This window comes from Solwaraspora sp. WMMA2101 (assembly GCF_049179175.1).
Classification (GTDB): Bacteria; Actinomycetota; Actinomycetes; order Mycobacteriales; family Micromonosporaceae; genus Micromonospora_E.
Genome location: NZ_JBMHMA010000006.1, coordinates 5,205,788 through 5,221,855 on the forward strand (window position 1 = coordinate 5,205,788; position 16,068 = coordinate 5,221,855).

At 72.7% G+C, this 16,068-nt stretch carries 7 protein-coding genes; 3 read left to right on the forward strand and 4 right to left on the reverse strand.

Annotation, left to right across the window (positions count from 1 at the left end; translation table 11 throughout):
- Window positions 1-9 precede the first annotated feature (9 nt).
- From ACN28F_RS24730 to ACN28F_RS24745, 4 genes are all read right to left on the reverse strand, one after another.
- Entirely contained in the window at window positions 10-11,454 is an 11,445-nt protein-coding gene (locus ACN28F_RS24730) for an amino acid adenylation domain-containing protein (RefSeq protein WP_421359925.1), read from the reverse strand.
- A 142-nt stretch (window positions 11,455-11,596) separates the two neighbouring features.
- Window positions 11,597-12,121: a DUF6036 family nucleotidyltransferase gene (locus ACN28F_RS24735; RefSeq protein WP_289210243.1), complete on the reverse strand. Its 525-nt coding sequence runs from the start codon at window positions 12,119-12,121 to the stop codon at window positions 11,597-11,599.
- Window positions 12,118-12,522 carry a hypothetical protein gene (locus tag ACN28F_RS24740; RefSeq protein WP_289210244.1) on the reverse strand — a complete coding sequence of 135 codons (405 nt, stop codon included), beginning with the start codon at window positions 12,520-12,522 and terminating at the stop codon, window positions 12,118-12,120. The genes ACN28F_RS24735 and ACN28F_RS24740 overlap by 4 nt, the downstream gene beginning before the upstream one ends.
- Before the next feature lie 34 nt (window positions 12,523-12,556).
- The gene (locus ACN28F_RS24745; RefSeq protein ID WP_289210245.1) at window positions 12,557-13,120 is read right to left on the reverse strand and encodes a DUF402 domain-containing protein; all 564 of its coding nucleotides are present in this window, start codon (window positions 13,118-13,120) and stop codon (window positions 12,557-12,559) included.
- A 197-nt stretch (window positions 13,121-13,317) separates the two neighbouring features.
- Here ACN28F_RS24745 and ACN28F_RS24750 point away from each other — a divergent pair, with 197 nt between their 5' ends.
- From ACN28F_RS24750 to ACN28F_RS24760, 3 genes are all read left to right on the forward strand, one after another.
- Window positions 13,318-14,601, forward strand: coding sequence for a helix-turn-helix transcriptional regulator (locus ACN28F_RS24750; protein ID WP_421359927.1), 1,284 nt, complete (start codon window positions 13,318-13,320; stop codon window positions 14,599-14,601).
- A gap of 87 nt (window positions 14,602-14,688) precedes the next feature.
- Window positions 14,689-15,330, forward strand: coding sequence for a hypothetical protein (locus ACN28F_RS24755; RefSeq protein ID WP_289210247.1), 642 nt, complete (start codon window positions 14,689-14,691; stop codon window positions 15,328-15,330).
- Entirely contained in the window at window positions 15,327-16,019 is a 693-nt protein-coding gene (locus tag ACN28F_RS24760) for a hypothetical protein (RefSeq protein ID WP_421359928.1), read from the forward strand. Before ACN28F_RS24755 ends, ACN28F_RS24760 begins: the two co-directional genes overlap by 4 nt.
- Window positions 16,020-16,068 lie beyond the last annotated feature (49 nt).

Consider the following 16,068-nt stretch of genomic DNA (forward strand, 5'->3'; position numbering starts at 1 on the left):
CCTCCGTGATCATGTCCGTCCTCCTTGCCCCAACGCCCGCCGACGCGCCAGCCGCCCGGCGACCAGTTCGGCGACCGCAGTCCCCGCCAGATGCAACGGTGCCGCCGTGATCCCCACCGCCCGCGCCGCCGACCAGTACGCCGCCGCCAACTCCGTCTCCACCAGACCGTGCACCAGCGGCAGATCCGGCCGCGCTGCCTGCAACAACGACTCCACCTGGCAGGACGCCACCGCGTCCGGCAACGCGCCACGGGCGGCGTACCCGGCCACCGCGACCGGCGGTAGCCCGGCGGGCAGCAGCCGGCGCACCGTACCGCAGTCGAGCAGGCCACCACCGACCACCAGCACGTCGCCGTCGCGGCGCATCCGGTCCAGCGCCGCGCCCGGGTCGACACAGTACGGGAACGAGTCGTCGACCAGCACCGTACCCGGCCGCAGCCGGTCGACGTCGACGATCGCCGACGAGGCACTCACCGCCGCCACGATCGTCGCCGCCGCGTACACCGCCGGCGCGACGGCCGGGGTCGAGTCGGCCCAGACCAGCTTGCCACGGAACCCCAGCCGGCGCAGCCGCTGCGGGTAGTCGACCAGCCGCTGCCGGCTGCCCGGCAGGTCCGCCAGCACGATCCGGGGCGGGTGCGGCCCACCGTGGCGCAGCAGCAGCTCCACCGCCGACCGGCCGATCGACCCCAGCCCGACGACGGCCAACGGGCCGGCGGTCAGGTCACGGCCGGCAGCCGCCAGCGCGGCGAGCGTGGTCAGCACCACCGAGGTGGCGGTGGCCGCGTGCCCGGTCGTCACCCGTACCGCCGGGTCGACCTGCCGGACCATGTCGAAGTCGACCTGCCGGACCACGTCGAAGCCGTAGCCGGTGACCGACGGCAGCATGCCGGCCATCGACACGCAGCGGGCACCGGCCCGCGCGGCGAGCCGGACCGCGTCGGCGGTCACCGCCGCCAGACCGGGCCCGAGTTCGTCGGCGAAGACCGGCAGGCAGACGAACCCGGACCGGCCGAACGGGGTGACCAGCTCCTCCAGCAGCCGGGGTGCCCCGGTCGGGAACAGCAGTTCCCGGATGCGTTCCCGGGGCAGCTCGACCGCTGACATCCCGGCCAGCGCCGCCAGCTGCGTCGGTGCCGGAAGGTAGCCGACGATCGCCGCGTCCAACGCGGTGCCGACAGCGGCGCCGACCAGGTCGGTCCCGGCTGCGGCGGTGACCCGGTCGGTGTCCGTCGTCGCCGCACCGACCAGGTCGGCTTCGATCGCCGCGACGAAGCCGGCGAATCGGTCGGCGTCCATCGCCGCAGCTGCGGCCCGTACGGCGACGCGCAGCCCGTCGCCGACCGGCCGGACGGTCAGCAGGACGTCGGTGCCGACCGGTGGCGGCTCCAGCTCACTGTCGGTGTCGTCCGGCTCGACGGTCAGCCCGCCGGTGGCCGTCGGTCCGAGCCCGGTGAAGTCCAACGAGCTGAAAATGAACTGCGCCCCGAGCAGCGCCAACGGTCCATCGTCGGTACCGGCGCTGTCGGGCCCGTGCCGGCGGCCGGCGGCGACCTCGGCGGCCACCCGCGCCAGATCGGCACCGAACCCGCCGTCACCCGACAGGGCAGTGTCGGTGAGCCGCAGCGGCAGCAGCACCGCGCACGGGCCGAACAGCCGGTGCAGGTCCGGCAGCGGATGGTCGCGGCCGGTCACGGTCAGCCCGACCACCAGGTCACCCTGGCCGGTCAGCCGGGCCAACCCCCGGTGGTACGCGGTGAGCACCGGCGCGTACCCGGTGGTGCCCGCCGCTGCGGCCAGCCGACGCAGCCCGGCGGTGGCCGTACCGTCCAAGGTGAACCCGCCGGTGCGGGCCGGCGCTGCACCATCGGCGGTGTGCTCGCGCAGCGTCGGCGGCCGGTACGGCGAGGCGAACCGCTCCCGCCACCAGCGCAGCGCCACCGGATCCGGCACCTGGCGGTGCAGCCAGTCGACGTAGTCGCGGAACGTGGTCCGGGGCGGCGGTGCCGCCTCGCCGGTGGCCGGATCGTCGTGCAGCGCCAGCAGTTCCTGACCGAGCAGCGCGGCGCTGTAGCCGTCGCCGATCAGATGATGGGCGTGCACCACCAGGACATGCTCGTCCGGGGTGAGCGTCAGCACCAGCAGCCGCAGCAACGGCCAGGCCCACGGCTCCACCGGCCGCTGCCGTTCCCGGGCCACGATCTCTGTGACCTGACCGGCCGAGGCGACGCGCTCGAACCGCACCGGCAGGCGCAGCGTCGCCGGCAGCTCCTGCTGCACCGGCGGCCGTGCCCCGGCGGGAAACACCGTCCGCAGCATCGGATGCCGGGCCACGACGGTGTCGACGGCCCGTTGGAACCGTCGCCGGTCCAGCCGACCGGCCAGCCGCAGCCGGGCCAGCCAGGTCGAACTGCTGCCCGGCGCGGCGGCCTCGGCGAGCAGGAACCCCCGCTGCGCCGGGGACAGCGGAAACGGCCGTGGGTCGTACGCGTCGACCACTGCCGGCACCGCGTCCGGTGCTGCCTCCGATCTCGGTGCCGTCGCCGCCTCGGATTCCGGTGCGGCGGTGTCGATCGCGGCGGCCAGTCCGGCCAGGGTCCGGTGGTCGTAGATGACGGCCGGGCCGGGCACGGCAGGGAACCGCTCCCGGAGCCGGGCGAAGACCTCGATCGCCACGATCGAGTCACCGCCGAGGGCGAAGAAGTCGTCGTCGCGGTGCACGGCCGGCACCCCGAGCACCGCCTGCCACACCTGCGCCACCTGCCGTTCGGTGCCGGTACGCGCTCCGCCGTCAACTGGTGCCGGCTCGTCGTCGAGCAGCCCGGCCAGCAGCTGCCGGTCCACCTTTCCAGTGGCGGTCAGCGGCAGCGCCCGTACCGGTCGGATCCGGGCCGGCACCCACTGCGGCGGCAGCCGGTCCGCGAGATGCCGGCGCAGCGCGGCGGCCGTTTCCGCCTCGAACGCGGTCACGCTGTCGGCCAGCTCGACGAACGCGACCAGCCGGGGGTACGGCGTCGCCTGGTGCAGCACGGCCGCGCCGCTGACCGCCGGGTGCTCGCCCAGCGCCGCTTCGATCTCCGCCGGCTCGATCCGGTGGCCGTGCAGCTTCACCTGGTCGTCGAGCCGACCGAGGAACTCGAGGTCACCGGTGGGGCCGACGCGGACCCGGTCGCCGCTGCGGTACCAGCGTCGGCCGTCGCGGTGAGTGAACGCCGCCTGAGTCTGCTCCGGATCGTCCAGGTAGCCGCTGGTCAACCCGGGCCCGGAGATCTGCAGCTCGCCGGCTTCGCCCGGCGGGCAGGGTCGCCCGTCGGCGTCGACGACGGCGAGGGTCGCGCCGGCCGCCGGCCGGCCGATCGGCACCCGCCGCAGGCCGTCGGCGGGCCGCCGGTCGATCAGGAACCAGGCGGCGTTGATGGTCGCCTCGGTCGGCCCGTACAGGTTGGTGATCCGGTGCCCGGGGCCGAACAGGTCGAACCAGCCGCGTACCTGCCCGGGCGGCAGCGCCTCGCCGCCGACGTGGATCCAGCGCAGCGCCGACAGGTCCGGTCGCCCACCCGAGGCGGTACGCCGCCGGGCCGCCGCCAGCAGTTGGCTCCACAGGGTCGGCACCGAGCTCCAGACCGTGATCCGGTCGTGTTCGACCCGGCGCAGCACCTCGTCGGGGTCGCGCAGCAGCCGCTGATCCAGGACGACGACCGTCGCCCCGACCAGCAGCGGTGCCAGCAGTTGCCGGACCGAGGCGTCGAAGCACCACGACGACGTCTGCGCCAGCCGGTCGTCGCTGTGGTAGCCGAACGTGTCGACCGCCCACCGCAGGTAGTTCCCCATCGACCGGTGGCTGACCGGCACACCCTTGGGCTGGCCGGTCGACCCGGAGGTGAAGATGATGTACGCCGTACCGTCGGGGTCAGGGGCCACCGCCCCCCGCACCACCGTGTCCACAGAGGTCTCATCGGCGACGGCCGCGTCGACGTCGACCGTCACCAGCCCGGCCTGCGCATCGGCCAGTGCGTCGACCAGCACGGTGGACGCCGCGTCGTGCAGCAGCACCCGAGCGCCGCTTCGCCGCAGCTGGTCACTGAGGCGGGCCGCCGGGTGGGCGACGTCCAGCGGCACCCAGCCGGCCCCGGCGCGCAGCACCCCGACGACGGCGGCGACGGCGGCCGGGCCGCGCGCGGTGAGCATCCCGACCAGGTCACCGGCGCGGACCCCGGTGCGGCGCAGCGCGGCAGCGACCCGGTCGGCGGCGGCGTCCAACTGCCGGTACGTCATCCGTACCGCGCCGTCGGCGACGGCGACCGCGTCGGCGTGCCGGCGGCACACCTGCCCGATCCGCTCCACCACCGAGGGTGCCGTGCCCTCAACGGACTCCGCAGACGTCGATTCAGCCAGCTTGGCCAGGTCAGCCAGTTCGGCCAGGAAATCGGCGGCCAGCCCGGCGACGGTCGACCGGTCCAGCAAGGCCGCCGGATGGTTCCAGGCGAACCGCAGCCGCTCACCGTCGGGCCAGCAGAGCAGGCCCAGCCGGGTGCTGGCCGACGCGGTGCCGGCGGCCACCGGCGACACCCGTACCGGGCAGTCCGCGTCGGGCGTGACCGGGAAACGGGCGAAGCTGAAACTGGCCGGGCTGGCGGTGACCGGCCCGCCGCCGCCAGTGGGGTAGTCGGGTCGCGGCGTCGCCCGCGCCAGGTCGACCGCGTCGACCGTGCCGTGCCGCTGCGCCACCAGCCAGGCGGCCAGGATCCGGTGCGCGAGGTCGGCCGCCGGCTCGGCCGGGTCGACGTCGACCGTCACCGGCAGGGTGTCGGCGAACGGCCCGACGACCCGGTCGACGCCGGGCAGCCGGGCGTCGCGGCCGGCCCGCGCCACCGACACGGTGACGATGCGCTGCCCGCTGGCGCGGGCCAGGCACCGGGCGTACCCGGCGAGCAGCAGGTGGAACAGCGACACCTGCGCGGCGGCGGCCGCCCGGGTCAGCGCGGCCACCGTCGGCGGGTCCACACTGACCTGATGGGCCGCGTACGGCGGCGCGGGCGGTGCGGCCGGGTCACGCCACGGCAGCCGCAGCCCGGCCGGCCACGACGCCAGGGTCTCCCGCCAGAAGGCCAGGTCCTCCTCGCGTGCCGGGGCGGCGGCGGCCAGCTGGTCGCGGAACGTCGTCGGCACCGCCGGCAACTGCGGTACGCGGCCGGCGGCGAACGCGCCGTACACCTGCCACAGCTCCTCGCTGAGCACACTCAGGCTGGCCCCGTCGCCGGCGGCGTGGTGCAGCACCAGCAGCAGTTGAGCGTCGGCGGGACCGGTACGGATCAGGTCGGCCCGCAGCGGCGGCCGGCAGGTCAGGTCGATCGGCTCGTTGCACAGCCGTTCGGTCAGCGCCTCGACGTCACCGTCGCCGCCAGCTTGGCCGGCGTCGTGGACGGCGTACCAGTCGGTCAGCGGCGTCGGCGGGCCGATCAGCTGGCGGGGCGCCGCGTCGCCGTCGCCGTCGGTCCACCGCATCCGCAGCATCGGGTGCCGGCGCGTCAGCTGGTCGAGGGCCTGGCCGAGCAGGTCGGCGTCGAGCGGCCCGGTGACGGCGTGCCGGACGAAGCCGTACGCGGCCACCTGCGGGTAGAACCGGTGCAAGGTGTGGAACGCCCGCTGCACCCCGGACAACGCGAACGACTCCGCGTCACCGTCGGCAGACGGCGTAACCGCAGACGGCAGCGGTGCCGGATCCGCCAGCCGGTCGACGAGTGCGGCGATCGTGCCGTGCTCGAACAGCAGCATGGTCGGCAGCGGCCGGCCGAGCTCGCCTTCGAGGATCTTGACCAGGTCGATGGCGGTAAGCGAGTCCAGGCCGAGGGAGAGAAACGGCGTGTCGTCGTCGATCCGCGCCGGGTCGCAGTCCAGCGCGTCGGCGAGCAGCCGCCGCAGCAGGTCCCTGATCTCACCCGGACTGTGGACCTGCCGACCCGCGTCACCACTCGACACTGCCTGCGGCTGCGGCACGGCGTCAGCTGGAGGCACGTTCGCGGCGGTCAGCCGGGCGACGACCAGGTGGGCGGCGGGTCGGCGCAGCGCCGACCGCAGCGCCGGCAGGGCGTCGTCGAACGGCAACGCCGGCAGACCCCGGGCGGCCAGCCGCGCCGCGAGCGCCGGATGCGCGGCCATCCCCGCGTCGGCCAGGGCCGAGAACCCGACGGTACGCAGCGGCTGGCCGGCAGCCTGTTCGACAGCGGCGTACGTGTCCAGGAAGGCGTTGGCGGCGGCGTAGTCGCCGACTCCTCCGGCGAGTCCGGGCAGCAGCGCGCTGACCGAGGTGAACGCCACCACGGTCGCCGGGCGTCGACCGTACCGGCGCAGCGCCTGGACGAGCAGGTGGCCGCCGCGTACCTTCGGCGCCAGCACGGCCTGCAGCTGCGCCACGGACCTCGACCGCAGCGGACCTGGCCGGACCACCCCGGCGGCGTGGAACACCCCGGCGAGGTCGGGCAGCCCGGCGATCAGCGTGTCGACGTCGGCGGCGTCGGTGATGTCGCACCGGCGGTAGTCGACCCGCGCGCCGAGGGTCCGCAGCCGGTCGACCAGCCCGTCCGGTGCGGCGGCGGCGCGACCGGCGAGCACGATCCGGCGGTGTCCGCGCGCGGCCAGGTCCGCGGCGAGCGCGGCGCCGACGCCACCGGTGCCGCCGACAATCAGCTGTACGCCGTCGGCGTCGACAGATGGTGTCGGCTCCTCGCCACTCGGCTTGCCGGCGGCGGACTCGTCGGTGAGCGGCGCGGCGGGGACGAGTCGGGGGCCCAGCCGCTGCCCGGCCCGCCACGCCACCAGACCGGACTCCGCGTGCGTGGTCGCCACCTCGGCGGCCAGCGCGTCCACCCGGGCCGGTACGTCGTCGGCCCGCGATAAGTCCACTGCGGACACAACGCTGTCGGGATGCTCGTCGGCGAGCGCCGCCGACAGCCCGGTGACCAGGCTCTGCACCGGGTCCGGCCGTTCCCCGGCCGCCCCGGTGCCGACCGCGTCGTGGGTGACCACCAGCAGCCGGAACCCGCGTTCGGGCAGCGTGGCGACCAGCCCGGTCACGCCGTGCAGCGTGGCGTCGACGGCCGCGTCCAGCCCGGCCACACCGCCGTCGACGTCGAACGGGTCGACGCTGGCCAGGTACACGACGAGCTCGGCGTCACCGGTCCCGGTGACAAGCTCGATGCCGTCGGCGGCCAGCCGGTCGCGCAGCCCGTCCGCCAGCGGGCCGCCGGCCACCGTGCCCGGCCCGGTCAGGTGCACCGAGGCGGGGGATAGCCCGGCCGGCACCGGCAGTGGCGACCAGCGCACCTGATGGACCAGATCGTCCTTCATGGTCGCCGGCAGCCAGTGCCGGCGCCGCTGGAACGGGTACGTCGGTACGGCGACCCGCCGCCGACCGCCGGCCATCCGGACCCGGTCCACGGCGACCCCGCGCTGCCACAACGCCCCGACCAGCCGAACCAGCCCGGTCGGGCCGGTCGGGCCGTCGTCGTCGGTCGGCGGCACCGACAGCACCTCGACCCGGTCGGCCGACTCCGGCGACGCCTCGCGTACCGCCCGGGTCAGCTGGTGCGGGTCGACGCCGAGCAGCAGGTCGTATCCCTGGTCGAGCAGGCCCCGCAGCTGGTCGGCGTCGTCGCCGACGACGGCATCGGGCACCACCCCCCAGTCGGCGAGCCGCCGGCAGACCGCCGCCGGCCCGGTCGCGTCGTCGGCCGTGCCGTCGAGCGCCACCACGGCGGTACGCGGCCGGCGTACCACCTCGGTGACCGGGCCGGACGCGGCGGCGGCCAACGCGGCGGCCAGCCCGGCGGTGCTGTCGGCGACGACGGCGACCCGGTGCGCCCGGTCGTCCCGGAGGGTGTTCACAGTGGCGCAGACGTCGCCGGGATCCAGATCAGGGTGGGCGTCGAGGTGGGCGGCGAGGTCCCGCAGCGACTGCCGCAACGCGACCTCGGTCGCCGCCGAGCAGGTCAGCAGGTACGGCGGCCCGGCGCTGTTCGCCCCGGCCCGCTCAACTGTCGCCCCGGCAGCCTGCTGCGATGCCGGTGCCGGTGCCGGATCGGCCTGCTGCAGGATTGCGTGCGCGTTGGTGCCGCCGAACCCGAACGCGTTCACCCCGGCGGTCAGCGGAGCGTCGTCGTCGACCCAGTCCCGTGCGCCGGTCACCACCTCGAATCCGGCGCCGGCCAGGTCCAGCCGGGGCGACGGGGTGTCGACGTGCAGCGACGGCGGCAGTTGCCGGTGCCGCAGCGCCAGTATCACCTTGACCAGAGCCGGCATCCCGGCGGCGTTGAGCAGGTGACCGAGGTTCGACTTGACTGAGCCGAGCAGCCGGGGCCGGCCGTCCGGGCGCGGCGGGAAGGCGTACGCCAACGACCGTACCTCGACCGGGTCGCCGAGCTCCGTACCCGTCCCGTGTGCCTCCACGTAGGACACAATGGTCGGGTCGACGCCGCTGTCCCGGTACGCCTGGGCGATCACTTCCCGTTGGCGCAACGGGTTCGGTGCCAGCAGACTCAGCGAGCGGCCGTCGTTGTTGACGGCGGTCCCGCGTACCAGGGCAAGCAGCTCGTCCCCGGCGGCGCGGGCGTCGTCGGCGCGGGCCAGGACCAGCGCGGCCCCGCCTTCACCAGGCACGAACCCGTCGGCGGCGGCGGCGAAGACCCGGCACCGGCCGGTGGCCGACAGCGCCCCGGCGGCATCCAGCAGCCGGTGCCCGGTCGGCGTCAGGTTCAGGTTGACCCCGCCGACCACCGCCAGGTCGCATTCGCGCTCGCGCAGGCTGCGGACCGCCAGGTGCAGCGCGACCAGCGCCGACGAGCAGGCGGTGTCGACCGCGAGTGCCGGCCCGGTCAGGTCGAGAGCCTGCGCGACCCGGGCCGGGATCAGGTTGCGTAGGTTGCCGGCCAGCGCGGCCGGGTGGGTGGCACCCTCCGGTTGGGCGCGCAGCAGTTCGGCGTAGCCGCTCTCGCCGACCGCCGCGAACACCCCGACCCGGCGGCCGTGCCGACGCGGCCCGGCGTACCCAGCGCGTTCCAACGCCTCGTGTGCCAACTCCAGGAAGATCCGGGCGTGCGGGTCGGTAACGTCGGCGTCGGTGTCGGACATGGCGAAGAAGTCGGCGTCGAAGCCGGCCGGGTCGTCCAAGAACGCCCCCCAGCGGGCGGTGCCGGTGTCGGTGTCGTGCTGCCAGCGCTGCGGCGGGATCTCGCCGACGCTGTCGTGCCCGTCGAGCAGTTGCCGCCAGAACTCGTCGGGGCTGTCCGCACCGGGGAACCGGCAGGCCAATCCGACGACCGCCACCTCATCTCCCGGCCGGGTAGGGACCTCGGCGGCTGCGCCGCCGGCCACCTTCTGCGCCACGCTGCCCGCCAGGCGCCTCGTCCTGCCGTTCGCACCCTTCACCGGGGTGAGCAGATGGTCGACCAGTGCCGCCACTGTCGCCCGTTCCCGCAGCTCGGCCGGGTCGAGTTCGCGGCCGAACGCGTCCTCCAGCCCCGCCAGCACCTCCATCGCCTGCAGCGACGAACCGCCCAGCGTGGTGAACCGGTCGTGCAACCCGATCTCGTCGACGGGCCGGCGCAGCACCTTCGCCCACACCGCCAACACCACCTGCTCCACCTCGTCCCGCCTCCCATCCCTCCTCTCCGCCCCCCACCTCCCTGACGATCTTGCAGTTATCGCGAGCTTTTGTCCGGATTGTCCAACGATAAGTGCAAGATCGTCGGGATCTTGAGCGGGTGATGGTGGCAGCGGAGAAGGTGCCCAGCGCTGCTCGACCGCGGCGAAGTCACCGGCGGCGTACCGCTGGCGCAGCAGGGGACGGCGCAGCTTGCCGCTGGTGGTACGCGGGAACGCCCCGGGCGGCACCGGCAGCACCCGTACCTGGTCGTGCCCGGTCGCCGTCACGATCCGGGCCGCCACCTGCGCCAACACCGCACCGGCGTCGGCTGAGGGCGCCACGGCGTTGGCCCACTGCACGAACACCACGATCCGCTCGGCACCACTGGCATGGTCGGTGCAGCCGATCACCGCGACCCGCCCTGATGGCAGCCCGGCCGTGCCGGCGACGACCTCCTCCAGGTCGGCGGCGTGGAAGGTACGGCCGTTGACGAAGACCACGTCCTTGTTCCGGCCGGTCACGCATAGCCGGCCGTCGTCGCGCAAGAACCCCAGATCACCGGTACGCAGCCAACCGTCCACGAACACCTCGGCGGTGGCCGCCGGATCACCGTGGTAGCCGGCGGCCACGTTCGGGCCGCGTACCTCGATCCGGCCGACCTGACCGTCACCGGCGACGCAGCCGGCGTCGTCGACGATCCGTACCTCGCAGCCGGGCACCGGCAGCCCGACGTCCATGAACTCCACTGCGCCCGGGTCACCCTCGCCGGCCGGCTGCACCGTGCCGACCGCGAGCGCCGCCCGGTCCACCCGCACCGGTACGGCGACCTCGCCCAGCGGCGGGACGGTGACGGCAAGGGTCGCCTCGGCCAACCCGTACACCGGTTGCAGTGCGGCCGGGTCGAGCCCGGCGGGCCGGGTCCGTTCGACGAACGCCCGCCACACCACCGGCGAGATCGGCTCCGCGCCGACCATCATCAGCCGTACGGCGCTCAGGTCCAGCCCGGCCAGGGCTTCGGCCGGCACCCTCCGGACGGCCAGGGCGAGGGCGAAGTTGGCGGCCGACAGCAGCGTGGAGCGGTGCCGGTGCGCGACGCTGAACCACAGCAGCGGCCGTTTCGCGAACGTCAGCGGGCCGATCCGCACCTGCCGCAGCCCGGCGGCCAGGGGCGCCAGGTGGGTGCCGATCAACCCCATGTCGTGGAAGTACGGCATCCAGCTGACCGAGACGTCGTCGGCGGTCAGCGCGGCGGCCTGGCCGATCTGCCGCAGGTTGGCCAGCACGTTGCGGTGCCGCAGTTCGACGCCGCGTGGGGTGCCGGTGCTGCCGGAGGAGAACTGCAGGAAGGCGGGACTGTCGGGGTCGGGTGCCGGCAGCCGACGTGGCGTCCGCCCGTCGGCCCGCAGCGTGGCGAGGTGCAGCGCCGGTGCGTCGGCCGCTTGCGCGACCGGGGCGCAGGCATCGTCGACGATCACCGGTACGCCGCCGAGCAGGTCACGCACGCCGGCCACCCGGGTCGGTTCCGCCGGCAGCGGTACGGGCACCAGCCCGGCCGCCAGCGCGCCCCAGAACATCGGCTGGAAGTCGTCGCCGGCATCGGCCAGCAGGATCACCGGCGTGCCGGCCGCAATCCCGGCATCGTGCAGCCCACCGGCGACCTTCAGCGCCTCGTCGCGCAGCTGCCGGTGCGTGACGACGCGTTCGGTCCCGTCTCCGCGAACGTGCGTGACCGTCTGATCGGGGGCGGTGTCGGCGGCTGCGATCAGCACATCGAGCAGGTGTTTCTCGCCGTTGGGCCCGTCCGTGATCAGCACGGCCAGACCCTAGCCGAGCCGGTCGACACCCCACCTGGTCCGACCGGCCGGAACGTGGCGGATCCCGGGTGCCGTGTGCCGGCGAGCGTCGGCGTGTGAGCCAGTCCGGCTTGGCGTAGCTGCGCGCCGGAAGCGCTCGTCGCTACTGCTCGGCTGGATCCGGGAACAGCTCCTCAAGCATGAATTGAACCTTGGGGGCGATCGGTCGTCCTGGATACACGGACTCGACCAGGTCAAGTCCTTGCGCCGCTGTGGTGAATCCGCAAAGCCGATACAAGATGGCTATGTCATCAATGTCCTGTTCTCTTGCCGCCAGGAGTTTCATGGCGAGGAGATACTCAGGTGAGGCGACGTCGACGCGAAGAGAGTCGTTCTCGAACACCTGGCGTGCTTGTGGATCCGATCCAGGGAGGAACCCTTTGACGGCATCGTTGAGCCAGTCGTCGGGAAGATCGTTTCTGGCTGCCACGGCAGCGGCCGCCAGGTGCACTCCGGTTTTCGGGGCGAAGATGGCATCGATGTCCCGGGTCGCCCGGCGAGCGTCGTAGGCGAGAGCCATCGCCGCACCACCGACCAGGAAGACTTCAGCGCGAATGCCCTGGTTGCGCAGCTCTGCGGAGAGCTCGTTGAACAGATGAATAATCTGGCTGCGATCGAGAAGGCTCATACTCGCACTAACGCCGATTCTGTGATGAACACACCGCGCTTGCGGAATGCCAGTGGTGACTCGACGATTGCGGTGGCATGCCAGGACTTGAGTCCCGATACGAACCACCAGGGCTTTGCGTACCGCTTCTGGTCGAAGGCCCAGGCCGGTGGCCGCCAGCCATCCCGGCGGGCGAGATGTTCGGCCAATCCAGCGAGAGCGGCGTCTACCCGAACGTCGCCAGTTTCGGGTGGCACCGTTGCGAACAGCGTCGCTCCAGAGGCAACACCATCCGTGGACAGTGCTCGCTGGTAGTCGTCAAGGAGCTGAAGGAGACAGCGGAAGGCGTGCTGAGGACCGCCGCCGCCTGCCAGCTCGGCGGCGGCATTGCGGGCGGCATCTGCTGCGGTCCAGAGCGTCACACTCAGAGCTTACGACGCCGCGCTGCACGTCGCCTCAGGGCGCGGGACTTCGTCGAGGAGCATGACGTGGCGAGGTGAGCCGGGTCCAGCTGCGGTCGAAACGCAGGGCGGCGAGCCTGGTGACGGTCTCCGGCGGGAAGTCGGGCCAGGTGCGCAGGGTTTCGTGGCGTCGGTTCAGCCGGCGGTCGAGGAAGCGTTGGGTGCGGACGAGCCCGTCGGCCGCCTCGGCCGGCGTCAACGCGCCATCTCTGGCCGCTGCGGCGTACTCGTCGAGGTCGAGCACCCGGTAAGGATGGTCGGGTGGTCCGACGATGACATCGATCCATAGGTCGTCGACGACGATCTCGGTGTCGGTGCCTGACACCCGGACCAGGTCGCAGTACCACCACCCTTGCTGCGCCGGTGGAAAGATCACCGGCTGGTTGATCTGGAACCCGTCATCGAGCAGTACGTAGCTGCGCTGCTCGTGGTGCCGTCCGTTGAGCCGGAAGCCCCAGTCGTAGACGATGACGTCGTCGAGCCGCCGTCCCGCTGCGCGTATCTCGCCGTCGCGTACCACCGTGACCGGCGCGAGTCCGTCGATGCTGGTGTCGTCCATGCGTGGCATGGTGCCCCAGACAGCTTGCCATCTGGTACGGAGTTCCCGAAACGCTGGATGCTATTCGACGGCCGAGGGTCGTGGAAATTCCACGAAAGGTGGCGAGTGCGAGTTGTCCACAGGCCGTTGAATTGATCTCTCCGATCTGCGTTACTTGTGTGCACCGTGGACACGGGCCGCGACGGGAGGGCGTCCAGTTGACCGGACGGCGGGACAGTTTCATCAGGAGGCGCAGGGCGGCCGGCTTCAGCCAGGAAGGGCTGGCCGAGCGCCTGCAGGTCGATCGCACCACCGTTGCCCGGTGGGAGCGGGGTAAGGCCGAGCCGCAACCGTACACCCGAGCACGACTCGCGGAAGCGCTCGGGACCTCGGTCGATCAACTCGATGCCCTGCTCGCCGGGGAGCCAGAAAACCGATCTCTGGACATCGACGATTGGGGCGGTACCGTTACATCGGGGGACGACAATGGAGGTGATCTTACGGACCGGCGTGCGTTCACGATCAATGCTGCTCTGGCGGGCCTGGGCATCGCCAGCCCGCTGCGGGACTGGGTCACCGCGCCCGATGTGCCGCAGCACCTGAGCATGGAGCACCTGCAGCAGGTGTCGGCCACCATCGCGAGCCTTGAGCGGGCCGACGCGGCGGCCGGTGGCGGCAGGCTTTGCGACATCGCCATCGCCATGCACCGGCGGCTGACCCGCTGGGATCGGGAGGCCACCTATCCCCGGCAGGTCGGGGACGCGCTGCAGAGCAATCTCGGCGATCTGGAAGCCTGGATCGGCTGGCTCGCACTGGATGCGGAGCGGCGTGCCGAGTCGCGCCGCTACCTGCAGGAGGCGATCGTCCGCGCTCGACTGCGCGACGATCCGCACCTTGAGGTCCAAGTGCTGGCGATCATGGCGATGCTGGTCAGGGACGCCCGGCCGGTCGAGTCGGTGCAGATTGCCGAGGCAGCCCTCCGCATTTCGGCACCCTGGGCCACTCCTCGGCTTACCAGCCTGCTGCACCTGCGGACCACGCACGCGTCGGCGTTGATGGGCGACGCCGTCGAGTTCAACCGCGCACTCGCTAGAGCCAAGACCGCGCTCGATCGTGGCCCCAGCGATGACGACCCGCCCTACACCTGGCATGTCGGCGAGCGCGAGGTCAACGGAGCGGAAGGGCTGTCGCACCTGGCGCTCGGCCGCCCCGACCGGGCGATTTCCTGTCTGCAGGCTCGGGTGGCACACCACGACCCTGTCTATCGGCGGAATCAGATCCTCGGCAAGGTCAGCCTGGCGATCGCGCTGCACCAGCAGGGCGACTCCACCGCAGCAGGCACCGTCGCGCTGGACGCGCTGCCGGAGATCGCCGACCTGAAGTCCGGGCGTGGCCGTAAGCGGCTCGCTGGGTTGCGGGCCGACCTCGGGCAGGTGGCCGACCAGGTGCCAGCGGCACGGGACTTCGTCGAGGCGTACGACGTGGCGAAGATGGCGGCCTGACGAGTCGCCCGACCTGCCGGTGTCGGCGGGCTGGGCCAGGCTCTGGCCGCCGGCGTCGGCTTGGCTGAGGCTGGGAGACTGGGCGGTATGTCGACTGTGATCGTGCCCGCCGGGTTGAGCATGGGTCCGCGCTACCGGTACGTCCGACCGCCGGACCCGACGCCGGAGTGCTACGAGGTGCACCTCGGCGACGACCTGGTCGAGTTGACCGAGACCGAGGCGGCGGTGTGGGCGGCGGCGTTCCTCTACCCGGACCGGCACGCCAAGCTGTCGGTCAACCGGGAGTCGCTGGTGCGGATGCTGGAGACCGCACCGAAGCCGGAGCCACAGGCCGCCCGGTACGTCGACGATCTGATCGCCCGGGGTCTGCTGGTGGAGTTCGACCCGGACGGCGATCTGCGCCCGGTGTTCAGCCGGCACAAGCTGCTGCCGCTGGCCCAGGGCCTCGGCTCCACACCGGACGCCCCTCACCAGCACCGCATCGGCATCGCCGACCAACCCCTCGTCGCCCTACCAAATTCGGTGTACGGGCTCTGGTCGTTCTCGTTCCACAGCAAGAACCTGTGGGAGGCGTGCGCCTACTACGCGGCCGCCGACGAGGACGAGTTGGAGCCGGGGGAGGAGCCCTTGGGGCTGACGCCCGAGTCGATAGCTCAGGAAGTCGCCGAGAACCTGCCGGTACTGATCTCGGCGACCTGCGCCTTTCTCGATCCGGTGGTCGACGAGTGAGCTGGCGGCGGCGTCAGTATCGGGCTGGTGAACGACCGGCTCAGTCGTTCGTCCAGCAGTGGCGGCACGAAACCACGAAGGAAGGCACCGGCAACCTCGTCCAACAGTTGGGGGCCGGCCTCGGCGCCCTGGCTGCACTCGCGACCACGAAGTGGGGACTTCCGTCGTCCGTCGCGATCGTCGGGGCGATCCTCGGCCATGCGGTCAGCGTCGCCGGTAAGGGGTTCGTCAACACGGTGTTGGACCGGCGACGTGAGGCTCGGGCGGGCGACGGGGCGACCCCGGGTGGCTCCGGCGCTGGTGGTGGCGGTGGGGCGAGACCGTTGAGCGGCATCCGTCGCCGCTATCCCGGCCACCGGATCCGGGGCGGTGGCGACCGTACGATCAGCATCGGCGGCCCGGCCAGCCGGGGCGGCAGCGGTGGGGGCGGCGGCAGCACCGGCTCCTATCTTCAGCAGCTGCGTCGGCTGCTGGACGAGATTGAGACGCAGCAGGTGAAGCTGGCGAACGTCGCCAACGCGATGCGGGCGAGTCAGCTCGGCGTGGCACAACTGCTCGCCGGTGGGCGGCAGGACCGTACGCAGGAGATCTACACCTGGTCGGAGCTGTCCCGCGCCAACGTCGAGGAAGCTGCCGTCCTGACTCACCAGGCAGTCAAGAGCCTGAAGGCGTACCTGTCGAACCTCTAGGTTGATCATGCGTTGACCAGCGTTGATTCCTCCGCCTGGTCACGAAGGT

Excerpts from the sequence above, each read along its gene's own strand:
- ACN28F_RS24755 (WP_289210247.1), top strand. The coding sequence starts at position 14,689 with ATGTCGACTGTGATCGTGCCCGCCGGGTTGAGCATGGGTCCGCGCTAC.
- ACN28F_RS24745 (WP_289210245.1), bottom strand. The coding sequence starts at position 13,120 with ATGGACGACACCAGCATCGACGGACTCGCGCCGGTCACGGTGGTACGC.
- ACN28F_RS24735 (WP_289210243.1), bottom strand. The coding sequence starts at position 12,121 with ATGAGCCTTCTCGATCGCAGCCAGATTATTCATCTGTTCAACGAGCTC.